This window comes from Mesorhizobium sp. Root552, from assembly GCF_001427285.1.
Taxonomy (GTDB): domain Bacteria; phylum Pseudomonadota; class Alphaproteobacteria; order Rhizobiales; family Rhizobiaceae; genus Mesorhizobium.
Genome location: NZ_LMFV01000001.1, coordinates 145,001 through 162,572, shown reverse-complemented (window position 1 = coordinate 162,572; position 17,572 = coordinate 145,001). Strand labels below are relative to the sequence as shown.

Below are 17,572 nucleotides of genomic sequence, written 5' to 3'. Positions count from 1 at the left end.
TTCGACCATGGGTGTTTTCAAGGCTGCCGCTGTCCAGATGCGCTCCGGCACAAGTGTTGAGCGCAATGTAGCGGATATGGCGCGGTTGATCCGCGAGGCTGCTGCGCAGGGTGCGACCTATATCCAGACGCCGGAGATGACCGGTGCACTGCTGCGCGACAAGGAAGCGCGTGCTGCCTCGTTCGTGCCCGAAGACCGCGATCTTGTCGTTTCGGCCGCGCGGCGGCTGGCCAGTGAACTCGGTGTCTTCGTACATATTGGCTCCACCGCGATCCTGCGCGCCGACGGTAAGATCGCCAATCGTGCGCTGCTGTTTTCGCCGGAAGGCAAGACACTCGCTTCCTACGACAAGATCCACATGTTCGATGTCGATCTCGACAATGGTGAGAGTTGGCGCGAATCGGCCGCATACGAACCGGGCACGCAGGCTGTCGTTTCGGAAGTTAATGGGGCAAAGCTCGGCTTTGCCGTCTGCTACGACCTGCGCTTTCCGCAGCTTTTCAGGTCGGAAGCGCTTGCTGGCGCCGAAGTGCTGACAGTTCCCGCAGCCTTCACGCGCCAGACCGGCGAAGCGCATTGGCATGTCTTGTTGCGCGCTCGCGCCATCGAGAACGGTGCGTTTGTGGTTGCTGCCGCACAAGGCGGACTGCATGAGGATGGCCGCGAAACCTACGGTCACTCGCTGATCATCGACCCTTGGGGCAGGATTCTTGCTGAAGCCGATCATGACGAGCCGGGCGTAGTCGTCGCCGAGATCGATCCGTCGCAATCGGCTGCAGTGCGGCGCAAGGTCCCGAATCTGAAGAACGCGCGGGAATTTTCCGTGCGCGTTGCAGGCAGCGACGTGAAACTGAGAGGAGCGGCTTCTTGATCCGCTTTTCCCTCATCTGCGACAGCGAGCACGAGTTCGAGGCCTGGTTCCGTTCCAGCGACGACTTCGAAACGCAAAAGAAGCGTGGTTTCGTCGATTGTCCGTCGTGCGGTTCGCATAAGGTCGAGAAGGCGCTGATGGCGCCTGCGGTTTCAACTGCCCGCAAGCAGGAGAAGGTTGCCCTTGCCATGGGCGAGGAACAGCGCCGGATGATGACGCAGATGAAGGCCATGGCCGAGAAGATCCGCGCCAATGCCGACTATGTCGGCGACAAATTCGCCGAGGAAGCCCGCAAAATCCATTTTGGCGAGGCTGATCAGCGCGGCATCTATGGCGAAGCGACGCTCGAAGAAGCCAAAAGCCTGGCGGAGGATGGCGTCGATTTCATGCCTGTGCCGGTTTTCCCCGACGAGCAGAACTGACCCTCTGCTTTTACCGGTACTGGCGCATTCGCGTGGCAACGCGTTTCCTGCCTAGTACGCGCCGGAAATGGCGGAGCAATCATGAAATCCATCTGGGATTCGGCACCTGGTTTGCTGGTGATCACGGGTGCCTTGCTCGGCCTGGCGCTTCCGTTTGGAAAGACGGCGACGGATGCGGGTATCCAAGGTATCTTGTGGGCCTTCGTGATCTCGGCCGGGGCAGGAAGCGTTCTTCTGTGCTCACTGCTGCTAAGTAGAAAGCGGATCAAGATCACCGTTCACAAGTTGCGTTATTTCGCGATCACCGCATTTGTTTCCTACGCCATACCCAATCTTCTGATGTTCTCGGCCATCAGCCATCTGGGAGCCGGATATACCGGCATCATGTTTACCCTGTCGCCGGTTATCACCTTGCTCCTGTCGATTATGCTTGGGGTACGACGTCCCAATCTTCTGGGAGTCGCCGGGATTATCATCGGTTTTACTGGTGCCGTCATGGTGGCGGTCACGCGCGGAGAGGCGGGCCAGCCGGCCGACCCGCTTTGGGTCGCGGCCGGGCTTTTGATCCCGGTCAGCCTGGCTATCGGAAACATCTACAGAACCTGGGACTGGCCGGGCGATACCGGGCCGATCGAACTGGCCGTTGGCAGCCATCTCGCAGCCGCTGTCATGCTGCTTGCTGCGATCCTTGTCCTGCTCGGCGGCGCTGCAGTTGCCTCGTTGGCCGCGGTTCCGGTAGTCGTCGCCGCTCAGGTCGTTTCAGCCTCGACGATGTTCGTTTTCTTCTTCCGGCTGCAGGCCGTTGGAGGTCCTGTCTATCTCAGCCAGATCGGCTATGTAGCTGCAGCTATTGGTCTTTTTTCCGGGCTTTTCTTCCTGGGCGAGCACTACCAGTGGCTGACCTGGGTGGGAGCGGTGGTCATCACGGCGGGAGTAGTCGTCACAACCAAGGCGCAGGGCCAGGACAAAGGCCTGGAGTAAAGGTTACGCAGCCGCCTTCTCAGCCAGCACCATGTAGTTGACGTCCATGTCCTTCGAGCGCTGCCAGCGGTCCGCAAGCGGATTGTAGATGACGCCTGTTCGGTCGGTGATGGCGAGGCTGGCGTTCGTCAGAGCGCGCTCCAGTTCCTCGGGACGCACAAGCTTGCCGAACTGGTGGGTGCCGCGCGGCAGCCAGCGCAGCACATATTCCGCGCCGATTATGGCGAGGCCGAGCGCCTTCAGGGTGCGGTTGATGGTGGCGACGAACATGATGCCGCCGGGCTTGACCATTTCGCCGCATTTGCTGACGAAAAGGTCTACGTCGGCCACGTGTTCGACCACTTCCATGTTGAGCACGACGTCGAACTTCTCGCCGGCGTCCGCCAGTTCCTCCGCAGTCGTCGCGCGGTAGTCGACATCGATACCGGATTCGGCGGCGTGCAGCTTTGCAACTTCGATATTGGTTGCCGAGGCGTCGGCGCCGACGACCTCCGCGCCCAGTCTTGCCATCGGCTCGCACAACAGCCCGCCGCCGCAGCCGATATCGAGGATGCGCAGACCGTCAAACGGCCTTGCCTCGCGAGGATCGCGGCCGAAGCGCTGGGCGACCTGATCGCGAATATAGGCAAGCCGGACGGGGTTGAATTTATGCAATGGGCGGAATTTGCCATTCGGGTTCCACCATTCGGCGGCAAGCGCCGAGAAGCGCTCCACTTCACCGGCATCGATGGTCGATCGTCGGGTGTCGGGCATGTCCTGGTCTCCGTGGGAGCCATAGGAAGTCGGGCGTGAGAAGACGAAAGTCAAGGCAGCAATTTTTCAGGTCCGGGGCGCGGTCTCCTGTCGCTTGCACACAGGGGCCGTTTTGGCTAAGGAGGCCGCGCATCGGCGTCCGGATTTGTGGGCGCTCAATTTTTCAGTTTGTGGCCGTTGTGGCCCAGCATCCAAAGGCATTCCGCTTCTATGGCGCGTATCGTGATGAAATTCGGCGGGACTTCGGTCGCCGACATCGCCCGCATCCGCAATGTCGCGCGCCATGTCAAACGCGAGGTCGATGCCGGACACGAAGTTGCCGTCGTGGTGTCGGCCATGGCCGGCAAGACAAACGAACTGGTTTCCTGGACGCGTGAAGCGTCGCCCATGCACGATGCGCGTGAATATGACGCCGTGGTCGCCTCGGGCGAGCAGGTCACGGCGGGACTTCTGGCGATCACCTTGCAGAACATGGGTGTGCATGCCCGCTCATGGCTGGGCTGGCAAATCCCGATCCGGACCGACAATGCGCATGGCGCAGCCCGCATCACCGATATTGACGGCTCTTTCCTGATCAAGCGGTTCGGCGAGGGGCAGGTTGCGGTTGTCGCCGGGTTCCAGGGGCTAGGCCCCGACAATCGTATCGCAACGCTTGGCCGTGGCGGCTCCGATACCAGCGCCGTCGCAATCGCTGCTGCGGTCAAGGCAGATCGTTGTGATATCTATACCGATGTCGATGGCGTCTACACGACGGACCCGCGTATCGAGCCGAAGGCGCGCCGGCTGGCGAAAATCTCGTTCGAGGAAATGCTCGAGATGGCTTCGCTCGGAGCCAAGGTGCTGCAGGTTCGCTCTGTCGAACTCGCCATGGTGCACAAGGTGCGCACCTTCGTGCGTTCGTCTTTCGACGATCCGGACGCGCCCGGTATGGGGGATCTGATCAATCCGCCTGGAACGCTTATTTGCGACGAGGATGAAATCGTGGAACAGCAGGTCGTCACAGGAATTGCCTACGCCAAGGACGAGGCACAGATTTCGTTGCGCCGCGTGGCCGACCGGCCGGGCGTCGCCGCCGGCATATTCGGCCCGCTGGCAGATGCCGGCATCAATGTCGACATGATCGTCCAGAACATTTCCGAGGACGGCAAATCGACCGACATGACCTTTACGGTGCCGTCGGGAGATATCGGCAAGGCGCTCGCCGTTCTGGAAAAGGTAAAGGAAACGGTCGGTTTCGATGCTGTCCAGCATGACGACGGCATGTCGAAAGTGTCGGTGATCGGCATCGGCATGAGGAGCCACACCGGCGTTGCGGCGACCGCGTTCAAGGCGCTGTCGGAGAAGTCGATCAACATCCGGGCCATCACGACGTCGGAGATCAAAATCTCCATCCTGATCGACGGACCTTATACAGAGCTTGCAGTTCGCACGCTCCATTCCGTATACGGTCTAGATAAGCAATAAGGGCGTAGGAGTCTGTTGTTGCGTTGACTACCGGCGGGCAGGGGCGCCCGCTGGGTTGAAGCCATTGGAGAATGTGCCGCGATGCGTGAAACGGCCGTCGGCCCACGCGTTTTGCTGAAACGGCTCCGCGAGCTCATGCAAGAGCCGCTCGAGCCGCAGGAGCGGCTTGACCGGATTGTCCGCGACATCGCCTCGAACATGGTCGCCGAAGTCTGCTCGCTCTATGTGCTGCGCGCCGATTCCGTGCTCGAACTCTACGCCACCGAGGGTCTTAATCCGAAAGCGGTCCACCTGGCGCAGCTGCGGCTCGGCCAAGGCCTTGTCGGCACCATCGCTGCCAGCGCCCGTTCGCTCAACCTGTCCAATGCGCAGGAGCATCCGGCCTTCGCGTACCTGCCGGAAACAGGCGAAGAGATTTACAGCTCCTTCCTCGGCGTTCCGGTGCTGAGGGCTGGCCGCACCCTTGGCGTTCTGGTCGTCCAGAACAAGACCATGCGCACCTATCGCGACGACGAGGTCGAGGCGCTGGAAACCACTGCGATGGTGATCGCGGAAATGATCGCCACAGGCGATCTTGCCCGGCTGACGCGGCCCGGACTCGAACTTGACCTGAAGCGGCCGGCCAGTTTTGGGGGTGTCTCCTTCAACGACGGGATCGGGCTTGGCCATGTGGTGCTGCACGAGCCGCGCATCGTCGTCACCAACCTGTTCAACGAAGACAGCGAAGACGAGGTGCGCCGCCTTGCGGCAGCGCTCGGTTCGCTGAGGCTCTCCATCGACGACATGCTGGAACGCCGCGACGTGGCCTTCGAGGGCGAGCATCGCGAGGTGCTGGAAGCCTACCGCATGTTCGCCAACGACCGCGGCTGGGTGCGCCGGCTGGAAGAAGCGATCCGCAACGGCCTGACCGCCGAGGCGGCGGTGGAAAAAGTGCAAAGCGACATGCGCGCCCGCATGATGCACATGACCGACCCGTACCTGCGCGAGCGGATGAGCGATTTCGACGATCTCGCCAACCGGCTGCTGCGCCAGTTGATGGGACGCGGGCCGGATGATGTCGCCGCGTCCTTGCCGAAGGACGCGATCATCGTGGCCCGCTCGATGGGCGCAGCAGAGCTGCTCGACTACCCGCGCGACAAGCTGCGCGGCCTGGTGCTGGAGGACGGCGCGGCGACCAGCCATGTCGTGATCGTGGCGCGCGCCATGGGCATTCCCGTGGCAGGGCAAGTCAAGGGCGCGGTCTCGATGGCCGAAAATGGCGATGCCATCATCGTCGACGGCGAGGAGGGCACCGCGCATCTTCGGCCGCAGCCCGACCTTGAGGCGGCCTATGCCGAAAAGGTGCGGTTCAGGGCGCGCCGGCAGGAACTCTACCGGGAACTGCGCAACAAGCCTTCCGTTTCGGCGGACGGCGTTCCGGTCGATCTGTTGATGAATGCCGGCCTGATGGTCGACCTGCCGCAGTTGGCCGAATCGGGCGCGAGCGGCATCGGCCTGTTCAGGACCGAACTGCAATTCATGGTGGCTTCGACCTTCCCGCGCGCGGAAGCACAGGAAGAACTTTATCGCGACGTGCTCGATGCGGCGCGGGGCAAGCCGGTCACCTTCCGCACCATCGATATCGGTGGCGACAAGGTGCTTCCCTATTTCAAGAACACGGCGCAGGAGGAAAATCCTGCACTTGGCTGGCGGGCGATCCGGCTCACGCTAGATCGCCCGGGATTGCTCAGGACGCAGATCCGCGCGCTTCTCAAGGCTGCCGGCGGACGCGAATTGAAAGTCATGCTGCCGATGGTCACCGAACTCGGTGAGATCGTGCAGGCGCGCGAGATTATCGACCGCGAGGTGCGGCACCTGTCGCGCTTCGCCCATCTCTTGCCGACCAGCCTGAAGCTCGGCGCCATGCTGGAGGTGCCGTCGCTTCTTTTCCAGCTCGATGAGTTGATGAAGGCGGTCGATTTCGTCTCGGTCGGGTCTAACGACCTGTTCCAGTTCATCATGGCTGTCGATCGCGGCAATACCCAGGTTTCGGATCGGTTCGACCCGTTGTCGATACCGTTCCTGCGTGTTCTGAAGCAGATCGCGGATGCCAGCCGGCGCAACCATACTCCGGTGACGCTGTGCGGCGAACTCGCGGGCAAGCCGATCTCGGCCATGGCGCTGCTTGGCCTGGGCTTCCGCTCGATTTCGATGTCACCGGCATCGATCGGCCCGGTGAAGGCAATGTTGTGCGAATTGCCGATTGCCGAACTGGAAGCCTTCTTCGAAGATAATCTGCCGGCACCGGCAAATGGCATTCCGATGCGAGCGCTGTTGCAGGCCTTCGCTGACGACCGCTCCATCCCTCTTTGAGATTCACGTGATGGCGGCCTGCAAATCGCGACTTTCTGCGCTTCCGATGCTCATATACCCAACATGTACATTCCGCTCCGGTTGTCGAAACTCGCCATTTTCGGCTCGCCCTGACGTGAATCTGGCCGAAATGTCAAAGCCATGACCAATCTACCCCGTGACCGCATGGACCAGGTCGTCAAGCGCTTGGAGATGCTCGAGGCGCAGATGGCTGCCGGCCCGGCGGCTGATGCCTATGTGAAAATGGCGTCGGAATACGCCGACATACAGGACCTCGTCGCCAAGATCCGGGAGTTGCGGGCAGCCGAACAGGAAGAATCCGACCTGTCTGCAATGCTGGCGGACAAGGCGACGGACGCGGAGATGCGAGAATTGGCGGAAGCCGATTTGCCGGGCGTCCGAGAGCGCATCGAGGCGTTGCAGAAGGACATCCAGATCCTGCTGCTGCCCAAGGACGCCGCCGACGACCGCAACGCCATACTGGAAATCCGCGCCGGTACGGGCGGCGACGAAGCCGCGCTTTTCGCCGGTGATCTCTATCGCATGTACGAGCGCTATGCGGCATCCAGAGGCTGGCGCTTCGAGACGGTGTCGGCCAGCGAAGGCGAGGTTGGCGGGTACAAGGAAATTTTTGCCGCGGTGTCAGGCAAGGGCGTGTTTGCCCATCTGAAATTCGAATCCGGCGCGCACAGGGTGCAGCGCGTTCCCGAGACGGAGGCGCAAGGCCGCATCCATACATCGGCTGCGACCGTCGCCGTGCTGCCGGAGGCGGAGGAAGTGGATATCGATATCCGGCCCGAGGATATCCGCATCGACACGATGCGTGCATCGGGCTCTGGCGGGCAGCACGTCAACACGACGGACTCTGCCGTGCGCATCACGCACTTGCCGACCGGCATCATGGTCGTGCAGGCGGAAAAGTCGCAACACCAGAACCGGGCGCGGGCCATGCAGATACTGCGTGCGCGCCTCTACGACCTGGAGCGCAGCCGGGCCGATGAGGAACGCTCCGAATCGCGCAAGGCCCAGGTTGGCTCAGGCGATCGTTCGGAGCGCATTCGCACCTATAACTTCCCGCAAGGCCGGGTGACCGACCACCGAATCAACCTGACGCTTTACAAGCTCGACCGGGTGATGATGGGGGAGATCGACGAAATCGTCGATGCATTGATCGCCGACCATCAATCGAGGCTTCTTGCCGATATTTCCGAGGGCTGACGCTGTTCTTACCCGAAAATAGCGCGGCGACGCTGGCGGCGATCCACCGTGCGGCCCGCGCGCGTCTCGCCGCTGCGGGGATCGATGACGCGGCGCTGGATGCGCGGCTTCTGGTCGAGCATTTTTCCGACACGTCGCGCACCGACGCCATTGTCGATCCCGATCGTGGGATCGGTGCGAACGCCGTTGCGGCGATCGATAATGCCCTGGAGCGACGGATCGCAGGCGAGCCGGTTCATCGCATACTAGGGTTTCGAGAGTTTTACGGTCTTCGTCTTTCGTTGTCGGCTGACACCCTGGAGCCGCGACCCGATACGGAGACCCTTGTCGATGCCTTGCTGCCGTTCGTGAAGGCGATTGCCGCGCGGGAGGGGACGTGTCGCATTCTAGACCTTGGCACAGGCACCGGAGCAATCGCGCTGGCGCTGTTGAGCGCCGAACCGCGGGCCGAAGCGACCGCGGCGGACATTTCCGAAGGTGCGCTGGCAACCGCCCGATCCAACGCCAGTGCGCTTGGTTTTTCGGGCCGGTTCACGGCAGTCAGGTCCGACTGGTTTGAGGAAATCTCGGGGCGGTACCATGTAATCGCCTCAAATCCTCCCTATATTGAGTCCTGCGAAATCGAAACCTTGCAAAAGGAAGTCCGCGCCTTCGATCCGCTTCGCGCGCTGGATGGCGGGACGGACGGTCTCGAGGCCTATCGCGTCATTGCGAGGCAAAGTGCAGACCATCTGGAACCGGACGGGATCGTCGCGGTCGAAATCGGCAGCAAGCAGAAGGCGGATGTAACCCGGCTGTTCGAACAGGCCGGCTTCGCCGGGTTTCAGGCGCTTGCCGACCTGGGCGGAAATGATCGCGTGCTGGTGTTTACCCGTCCGCAAAAAGGCTGATATCCGCGACGAAATAACGCTTGGCAAGCTTTGGGAATGTATATAGGGTCGCCGCAACCGGATGAGACGAAGCTGGCAGTGCTCCTAGCGGTTCGGTTCCCTTGGAAATAGCTGCCCTCTTGTGCAAGTGACGCTAGAGCTTCGTGCGGGAATCGTCCGGCAAGTGTTATGTGACCAGGACAGGATGGCACGTGGCGCCAACGCAATCGATGCGGGCGAACACCGGCGGGATGACGAAACGGCTGGCTGCATGAGCGCCGCCTTTCGCGATGGATTTTTCAAGATATTCAAACTGAAGAGAGTCTGATGAGGCCACAACAGCAGAACAGACGCATGCGCGGTCGCAACAACAATGGCGGCGGCAACAACAATAACAACAACAATCGCAAGGGTCCCAACCCTCTCAGCCGCAATTACGAGAGCAACGGCCCGGACGTTAAAATCCGCGGTTCCGCCCAACAGATCGCCGAGAAATATGCCGCTCTTGCCCGTGACGCGATGAGCTCCGGCGACAGGGTGATGGCCGAGAACTATCTCCAGCACGCAGAACATTACAACCGCATCATCGCGGCTGCCCAGGCGCAGATGCCGATCCAGCAGGTCCAGCACAACCGCGACGACTTCGACGATGACGGCGAAGATGAGCGCGAGGAATTCGACGGCAACGTCAATGGCAACGAAACCCAGGTTTCGGCCAACAACGGTTCCGGTCCTCAGCCCGTCATCGAAGGCACGCCGGCAGAAGTCGCGCTCAACTCCGAGAACGCCGCCGAAAATCGCGGCAATCGCGAAAATGGCGGCGGACGCCACCGCGAGCGCCGCCCGGGCGGATACAACCAGAATGGCCAGCGCGGTGAATTTCGCCAGCGCAATGAACAGGACGGTCCACGCAGTGCAGCCCAGCCTGAAGCCGAGGCGGCACCCGGCGAAGAAACCCAGCCGGTTGAGGCGGTCGTGGTCGAGGACCTCGGGCCGGCGGCATTGGCCGCCCAGGCGGAACTCAATGACGCGGCTCCCGTCGAGGAAGCCGCGCCGCGCCGTCCGCGTCGCCCGCGCCGCCCGCGCGTGAGCGCGGATGAAGCCGCCGGCAACTCAGCCGAGCCTGAAGCTGCGGTTTCCGAGTCCTGATTTTCGTGCATATGCACAGCGTATCCGGCGGGGAGAAATCCCCGCCGTTTTGTTTTTGAGGCTTCATTGCGGCCGCAGGCGAGATTTTCACATCGTGGGCCTGCCGGCTTCTTGAGGCGGCGGGGTTCGTGTACCATATCAGTCGAGAACTGGACCCGGCCCATTGGGCGGGTTCGTCACCGCAATCTGATCCGGTGCCGCAAAGCGGGCCGGTGATGGAAGGAGACAAGTATGAATCTAGAGAAATATTCAGAGCGCGTGCGCGGCTTCATCCAGTCCGCGCAGCAGTATGCGCTCAACCGCAATCACCAGCAGTTTACCCCTGAACACATCCTCAAGGCGCTGATCGACGATGACGAAGGTTTCGCGGCTTCGCTGATCGAGCGGGCCGGCGGCCGCGCACGCGACGTTGAAGTCAGCGGCGATGCGGCGCTCGATTCGTTGCCGAAGGTCGAAGGCGGCAACGGCCAGCTTTACCTGGCGCAGCCGCTCGCGAAGGTTTTCTCGACCGCTGAGGATCTCGCCAAGAAGGCCGGTGACAGTTTCGTGACCGTGGAACGCCTTTTGCAGGCGCTGGCCATGGAGAAGTCGGCAAAGACGGCTGACATCCTGACCAAGGCCGGGGTGACGCCGCAGGCGCTCAACCAGGTCATCAACGATATGCGCAAGGGCCGCACCGCCGATTCGGCAAGTGCGGAACAGGGCTACGATGCGCTGAAGAAATATGCGCGCGATCTCACTGCCGACGCCCGCGCGGGCAAGCTCGATCCGGTCATCGGCCGTGACGACGAAATCCGCCGCACCATCCAGGTCCTGTCGCGGCGTACCAAGAACAACCCTGTTCTTATCGGCGAACCCGGCGTCGGCAAGACGGCGATTGCCGAGGGTCTCGCACTGCGCATCGTTAACGGTGACGTGCCTGAATCGCTCAAGGACAAGCAGTTGATGGCGCTCGACATGGGCGCGCTGATTGCCGGCGCGAAGTACCGTGGCGAATTCGAAGAGCGGCTGAAGGCCGTTTTGTCCGAAGTCACGTCGGCGGCTGGCGGCATCATCCTGTTCATCGACGAGATGCACACGCTGGTCGGCGCGGGCAAGGCTGACGGTGCGATGGATGCGTCGAACCTGCTCAAGCCTGCCCTGGCGCGCGGCGAACTGCATTGCGTTGGCGCGACCACGCTCGATGAATATCGCAAGCACGTCGAAAAGGATCCGGCGCTGGCTCGCCGCTTCCAGCCGGTGTTTGTCGATGAACCGACTGTCGAAGACACGGTGTCGATCCTGCGCGGACTGAAGGAGAAATATGAGCAGCACCACAAGGTGCGTATCTCCGATTCGGCGCTCGTGTCGGCGGCCACGCTTTCGAATCGCTACATCGCTGACCGCTTCCTTCCCGACAAGGCCATCGACCTTGTCGATGAGGCAGCTTCGCGGCTTCGTATGCAGGTTGATTCCAAGCCGGAAGCGCTGGACGAGGTCGACCGCCGCATCATGCAGCTCAAGATTGAGCGCGAGGCGCTGAAGGTCGAAAAGGACGAGGCGTCGAAAGACCGGCTCGTGCGGCTGGAAAAGGAACTCGCCGGCCTTGAGGAAGAATCGACCGCACTGACTTCCAAGTGGCAGTCGGAGAAGCAGAAGCTTGGTCTTGCCGCCGATCTCAAGAAGGAACTGGACGAGGCACGCAACGAACTGGCCATTGCCCAGCGCAAGGGTGAGTTCCAGCGCGCTGGCGAGCTTGCCTATGGCAGGATACCGGAGCTGGAAAAGCAGTTGACGGAAGCCGAGGCGCGCGACGGCCAGGGCGGCGGCATGGTCGAGGAGGTTGTCACGCCCGACCACGTTGCCCACATCGTGTCTCGCTGGACGGGGATTCCGGTCGACAAGATGCTGGAAGGCGAGCGAGACAAACTCCTGCGCATGGAAGACGAGATCGGCAAGCGTGTCGTCGGCCAAGGCGAGGCGGTGCAGGCCGTTTCGAAGGCGGTCCGCCGTGCGCGCGCCGGTTTGCAGGACTCGAATCGGCCGATCGGCTCGTTCATGTTCCTCGGGCCTACCGGCGTCGGCAAAACCGAACTCACCAAGGCGCTGGCTTCGTTCCTGTTCGACGACGAGAGCGCGATGGTGCGCATCGACATGTCGGAGTTCATGGAAAAGCATTCGGTGTCGCGTCTCATCGGTGCTCCTCCCGGCTATGTCGGCTACGAGGAAGGCGGTGCCTTGACCGAAGCCGTCCGGCGCCGGCCCTATCAGGTCGTGCTGTTCGACGAGATCGAGAAGGCGCACCCGGATGTCTTCAACGTGCTGTTGCAGGTTCTGGACGACGGACGCCTGACCGATGGGCAGGGCCGCACGGTCGATTTCCGCAACACGTTGATCGTCATGACCTCGAATCTTGGATCGGAGTATCTGGTCAACCTGACCGAAGACCAGGACGTCGATCTCGTGCGCGACGACGTGATGAACGTCGTCAAGGCGTCGTTCCGGCCTGAGTTCCTCAACCGCGTGGACGAGATCATCCTGTTCCATCGGCTGCGCCGCAAGGACATGGACAGGATTGTCGAGATCCAGCTCAAGCGGCTGGAGGCGCTTCTTGCCGATCGCAAGATCCATCTCGACCTCGATGCCGATGCGATCGATTGGCTGGCTGGCAAGGGCTATGAACCGGTCTACGGTGCGCGCCCGCTCAAGCGAGTCCTCCAGAAGGAGTTGCAGGACCCGCTCGCTGAGAAAATCCTCGGCGGCGATATCCTCGATGGTTCGACTGTGAAGGTGACGGCGGGGTCGGACCGGCTGAACTTCCGTTCCAAGCCGACCGTGGTCGAGGATGCCGAAAAGGCCGCGTAAGCTCCGCGCAACAAGGTGATGTCATACCAGATGGCCGCAGCAATGCGGCCATCTTCATGCCCGGTTCATGTTGGAACCTTAATCTGGATGGCTGGTTTTTAAGGTGTTCGCTCACCTTAGGTCGTGGACTCATAAATGTGATCGAAATGGCGCCAGGAACGGCGAAAAGATGCGAGGAGAGTCGCGAAAGGCGATGTGGTCCATCTGTCCGGCTACTTTGTCGAAAGAGCTTGAAAATGAATGACATTTCCTGCGCTCTTTCTTCGCATATCCGAACAGATGGCCTCACACCATTTCGACCAGATTTATGAGTTCACGACCTAGTTCTTTAACCGCTCAAGTTGAGCGGCACGAAATGCACCGGAGAGCTTGGCCTGCATGTTGCGCATGATCTTTTCGCTATCAGCAGTGGCTGCGGCGCTTTTTTCGACCAGTGCGACCGCCTCGCAAAATGCCGATGACCCGCGCACCGCAGGTCCCGTGAATTCTGGCGGCGCCATCGTTGTTGCCCAGAACGGCGACTATGAAGTCTATTATGACGGCCGTGGAAACCGCGTCATCGTCGATGCCGTCACCGGCGAAGTTGTAGCGGTTCAACCCCCTCAGACGCGGCTCGACCGGCGCGCGTTGCGACGCCAGCAGGCGAGGCAGCTCGACCGGGAACCTCCCGGAGAAGATCGTTACTATCTCGATGATCCGGAGGACATGGCGCGGTTCCGGCGTCGTCAATTGGAAGAAGAGGGGCGCGTGATCGCGCCGCCTGTCGATGAATACGATCCCTATGGCAACGACTCGGTGGATGTATTTCCGCAAGCGCCTCGTCAGACCTATCCAAATGCCACGGAACCTGATGAGCCTCAGGTGACGCGCGAGCAACCCGTCGAGCCGAAGCAGCTTGAAGAAGCATCCATCCAGCCGGCACAACCGGAAGAGACAATAACAGAGCCCATCGCACCGGGTTCGGCGGCCAAGGTCGATTCTTCTCTGTCGATCGGCGCGCGAGAAGAAATCGCTGCCTTGCAAGTCCTGCTCGACCGCGCCGGCGCCTCACCCGGCGTCATCGACGGACGTTTCGGCTCCAATGTCGACAAGGCACTTGCCGCTTACCGTGAAATCACCGGCAACCAGCTTAAATCCACCGATGCGGTCGGTATCACCGAGGCGCTGGCAAATAGCGGCGGCGATGCCTTTGCCTCCTACACCATCACGCCCGAAGATGCCGCCGGCCCCTATGTCGCTTCGGTTCCAGACGACTACAGTGAAAAGGCCAAGCTTGAGCGCATGGCGTTCACCTCGGTTACCGAAGCGATCGCCGAACGCTTCCACATGGACGAGAATTATCTGAAGGCGATCAATCCGGGAGTGAATTTCAACAGGCCCGGCACGATCATCAAGGTGGCCAATTTCGGCAGGCTGGTCAGCAAGCCGGTGGCAAGGATTCTGGCCGACAAGGCCAAGAAGCAGGTTTTCGCCTATGGCGAAGACGGCAGTCTGGTCGCGGCCTATCCGGCAACCATCGGTTCGACCGACACGCCGTCGCCTTCCGGCATTCACGCCGTTTCGCGCATCGCCGTGAATCCGAACTACACCTACAACCCCAATCTCAATTTCAAGCAGGGCAACAACGACAAGGTCCTGACCATTCCTCCCGGCCCCAACGGCCCGGTAGGCTCGATCTGGATTGCCCTCGACAAGCCGACCTATGGCATTCACGGCACGCCGGAACCCTCCAAGATCGGCAAGACCGAAAGCCACGGTTGTATCCGGTTGACCAATTGGGATGCGACGGAACTGGCGAAGCTGGTGAAGCCGGGCGTTACGGTCGAGTTCGTGGACTGACCGAATTATCCGGAAATGCGGGCCCCTGCCGGATGTGGCCTGATTGCCGGGGAACCGTTGAGGGGCTAATCGTGTGGGATGCAATCGGTACCCCTGCAACTGATGCGGTTTCACCCCCGACCGGTTCGGCGGAACGGTCGTTTTGCCCGCAGAGCCAGCGCAAGTTCGTACTAATTGCAGCAATCCTGGCATCGGCGCTCGGGTTCATTGACGGCTCCGTACTGGCCATCGCCATCCCCGCGATCCGGGCCGACCTCGGGGCCAGCCTTGTCGAGGCGCAGTGGATTTCCAACGCCTATGCGCTGACCTTGTCGGCGCTCATTCTTGCAGGCGGCACGGCAGGTGACCGATTCGGGCTGCGCCGCGTTTTCTCGGTGGGGATCGCCTTCTTCGTTGCCGCGTCCATGGCCTGCGTCGTGGCGCCCAATCCTGCCGTGCTCATTGCATGCCGGGCCATTCAGGGCATCGGCGCGGCTATCATGGTGCCTTGCAGTCTCGCCATCATCGCCAAGGCGTATCCGAAAAAGGAACGGGGCAGGGCCATCGGAATATGGGCCGCCGCCTCGGCCTTGACCACTTCGCTCGGCCCGATCCTTGGCGGCCTGGTTTTGTCGGCGTTCGGCGATGGCATCTGGCGCGCCATCTTCGCCATCAACCTGCCTTTGGGTGGCCTGGCGATCTTCCTTTTGTTGACGAAAGTGCCGGACGACGTGCCGACGGAAAAGCGCTCGCTGGACCTCGGCGGCGCGGTGCTGGCGACTGCGGCGTTCGGTTCGATGGCTTACGGGCTGACATCGATGAGCAGCGAAAGCGCAAGCGGTGCGGCAAGCCATAGCCTCACTGCGGTGGTGGCGGGGCTCCTCGTGCTCATCGCATTCATCTGGTGGGAACGACGCCAACGCGAACCGATGATCGAGCTTGGCCTGTTTGCCAACCGCGCGTTCTCGGGCGCCAATATCGCGACTTTCTTCCTGTATTTTTCGCTGTCCGCCATCCTGTTTTACCTGCCCATGCTTCTCATCGCCGGGTGGGGGCTGAACACAGCCGTGGTCGGCTTCACATTCGTGCCGCTATCCGTGGCAATTGCGATCCTGTCGGGTCCGGTCGGGAACCTGTCGGATCGCGCCGGGCCACGCTTTCCAATCGCTGCCGGCAGCCTGCTCGTTGCACTGGCATTTGCTGGTTCGGCCGTGACGGTTGGAATGGGTATCCGCGATTTCTGGCTCGGCATCTTCCCCTTCATGGTCGTCATGGGCATCGGCATGGCGCTGGTGGTGTCGCCGTTGTCGACGGCGATCATGACCTCGGTCGAAGATCGGGATACGGGTGCGGCTTCCGGCATCAATAATGCGGTTTCGCGTATCGGCGGTCTGATGGCTGTCGCGGCCATGGGCTCGGTCGCGGCCTGGGCCTATGGCTGGGCGCTCGGACCGCAAGGCGTTGCCGGCATGCCGGGCTTCGGGGAACCTTTGACCGCTGCCATTGGGGAAAGTCTCGACGCGGCGCGGATTGCTGCCAGCGATTTTGCTTTTTCGGCGGTCGCGTGGGCAACGGCGGGCTTGTGCTTCGTCTCAGCCATTGTCGCCTGGGTCAGCGTGCCGGGCAGTGCCTTGCCTTGGCGAAATTGGGCGCAGGATCGCCATCCTTAGCCGGATCGCGCTTCAGTTGGCGAATCAGCCTTCGGTCTTGGTGGCGCTCGCGACCTTCAACTGGTCCTTGTCTTCCTGTTTCAGGAGATCGTCGATGCGCTCGCGCTCGCGCTTGAAGGTGACAAGTTCGTCGCCCTTGAGAACCTTGCCGACCGGCAAGCGGACCCGCATCGGGTCCACCTTGGTGCCGTTGACCATCAACTCGTAGTGAAGGTGCGGACCGGTGGCGAGGCCGGTCTGGCCGAGATAGCCGATAACCTGGCCCTGCCGCACGCGGGTGCCGGGTGCCATTCCCTTGGCGAACGCGCTTTGGTGGTTGTACGAGGTTTCATAGCCGTTGGCATGACGGATGATGATCTGCTTGCCATAGCCGCCGGCCCAGCCTGCCTTTTCGATGATGCCGTTGCCGGCCGCGATGATCGGCGTGCCGACGGGCGCCGACCAGTCGACGCCGGTGTGCATGCGTACATAGCCAAGGATCGGATGCCGGCGCGCGCCGAAGCCGGAACGGAACCTGCCATTGGGCAGCGGGTTGCGGAGCAGGAACTGCTGCGCGCTGCTGCCATTCTCGTCGAAGTAGTCGAAAGTTCCATCCTGCAACTGGAAGCGGTAGAAGTTGCGGGTAAAGCCGCCGATCGTGGCCGATACATAGAGAAGCTCCGAATCGTCCGAAGCCTCGTCTTCGCCGTCAGGCTGCGAAAACAGCACTTCAAGACGATCCGACGGACTGGAACGGGACTGGAAATCGACGTTGGAGGCAAGCAGCCGGACCAGGCGCTGCGTCATTTCCTTGGACATGCCATAGGAATAGGCAGCGCGGTAGATGCCGTCGTAAACGCTGGGCAGGTTGCCGCGGACCACGACCGGCGGCGAATCATCGAAAGCGGTCGCCAGTTCCGGATTCGTCTCCGGTTCCTGTGCCGGTACGTACTGGCCGCGGTCGTCGCGGGCGATGGTAACGATGTGGCGTGTCCGGTCGTACACGCCTGTGCGCACCACGGTCGCAACATCGCCGCGAACCTCGATGCCGACACGCAGCACCGTTCCGGCCTTCAGCGCAGGTGCGTTCAGAAGCTTGCTGATCGCATTGGCCATGCCAGTGGCGTCTTCGCCGGTGTAGCCGGAGTCGGCGAAGGCATCGGTAATGTTCTTGTCATCGCG

13 protein-coding genes (1 of these 13 only partly in view) are annotated in these 17,572 nt (G+C 61.6%); 11 read left to right on the top strand and 2 right to left on the bottom strand.

Annotated elements, in window-relative coordinates; genetic code table 11:
- Positions 1-7 precede the first annotated feature (7 nt).
- The 3 genes from ASD50_RS00775 to ASD50_RS00765 all read left to right on the top strand — a co-directional run bounded on the left by ASD50_RS00775 (position 8) and on the right by ASD50_RS00765 (position 2,274).
- Positions 8-871: a carbon-nitrogen hydrolase family protein gene (locus tag ASD50_RS00775; RefSeq protein ID WP_056234360.1), complete on the top strand. Its 864-nt coding sequence runs from the start codon at positions 8-10 to the stop codon at positions 869-871.
- Entirely contained in the window at positions 868-1,293 is a 426-nt protein-coding gene (locus ASD50_RS00770) for a DUF1178 family protein (RefSeq protein WP_056234357.1), read from the top strand. Before ASD50_RS00775 ends, ASD50_RS00770 begins: the two co-directional genes overlap by 4 nt.
- An 81-nt stretch (positions 1,294-1,374) precedes the next feature.
- Positions 1,375-2,274 carry a DMT family transporter gene (locus ASD50_RS00765; RefSeq protein ID WP_056234352.1) on the top strand — a complete coding sequence of 300 codons (900 nt, stop codon included), beginning with the start codon at positions 1,375-1,377 and terminating at the stop codon, positions 2,272-2,274.
- A 3-nt stretch (positions 2,275-2,277) separates the two neighbouring features.
- On the opposite strand, the gene ubiG is transcribed toward ASD50_RS00765, so the two are convergent.
- Positions 2,278-3,027: a bifunctional 2-polyprenyl-6-hydroxyphenol methylase/3-demethylubiquinol 3-O-methyltransferase UbiG gene (gene ubiG / locus ASD50_RS00760; protein WP_056234349.1), complete on the bottom strand. Its 750-nt coding sequence runs from the start codon at positions 3,025-3,027 to the stop codon at positions 2,278-2,280.
- 210 nt (positions 3,028-3,237) lie between these two features.
- Between ubiG and ASD50_RS00755 the strand changes: the two genes are divergently transcribed.
- From ASD50_RS00755 to ASD50_RS00720, 8 genes are all read left to right on the top strand, one after another.
- A complete protein-coding gene (locus tag ASD50_RS00755; RefSeq protein ID WP_056234346.1) occupies positions 3,238-4,491 on the top strand; it encodes an aspartate kinase in 1,254 nt (417 codons plus the stop codon).
- Between the two features lie 81 nt (positions 4,492-4,572).
- Complete coding sequence (gene ptsP, locus ASD50_RS00750) at positions 4,573-6,843, top strand: phosphoenolpyruvate--protein phosphotransferase (protein ID WP_056234343.1); 2,271 nt, start codon at positions 4,573-4,575, stop codon at positions 6,841-6,843.
- Positions 6,844-6,984: 141 nt separating this feature from the next.
- On the top strand, positions 6,985-8,061 hold the full coding sequence (gene prfA / locus ASD50_RS00745) for a peptide chain release factor 1 (protein WP_056234340.1): 1,077 nt from the start codon (positions 6,985-6,987) through the stop codon (positions 8,059-8,061).
- Complete coding sequence (gene prmC, locus ASD50_RS00740; protein WP_413813861.1) at positions 8,058-8,951, top strand: peptide chain release factor N(5)-glutamine methyltransferase; 894 nt, start codon at positions 8,058-8,060, stop codon at positions 8,949-8,951. The genes prfA and prmC overlap by 4 nt, the downstream gene beginning before the upstream one ends.
- A gap of 306 nt (positions 8,952-9,257) precedes the next feature.
- Entirely contained in the window at positions 9,258-10,079 is an 822-nt protein-coding gene (locus ASD50_RS00735; protein ID WP_056234333.1) for a DUF4167 domain-containing protein, read from the top strand.
- Positions 10,080-10,310: 231 nt separating this feature from the next.
- Complete coding sequence (gene clpB / locus ASD50_RS00730; protein WP_056234330.1) at positions 10,311-12,923, top strand: ATP-dependent chaperone ClpB; 2,613 nt, start codon at positions 10,311-10,313, stop codon at positions 12,921-12,923.
- 378 nt (positions 12,924-13,301) lie between these two features.
- Entirely contained in the window at positions 13,302-14,762 is a 1,461-nt protein-coding gene (locus tag ASD50_RS00725) for a L,D-transpeptidase family protein (RefSeq protein ID WP_056234326.1), read from the top strand.
- Between the two features lie 83 nt (positions 14,763-14,845).
- Positions 14,846-16,411 (top strand): MFS transporter, encoded by a 1,566-nt coding sequence (locus tag ASD50_RS00720; protein ID WP_056234744.1) that lies wholly within the window; start codon positions 14,846-14,848, stop codon positions 16,409-16,411.
- A gap of 24 nt (positions 16,412-16,435) precedes the next feature.
- On the opposite strand, the gene ASD50_RS00715 is transcribed toward ASD50_RS00720, so the two are convergent.
- A protein-coding gene (locus ASD50_RS00715) for a M23 family metallopeptidase (RefSeq protein ID WP_056234739.1) crosses the window boundary here: on the bottom strand, positions 16,436-17,572 show its 3' portion. 831 nt of this gene lie beyond the right edge of the window; only the last 1,137 of its 1,968 coding nucleotides appear in the window; the start codon falls outside the window, past its right edge; the stop codon is at positions 16,436-16,438.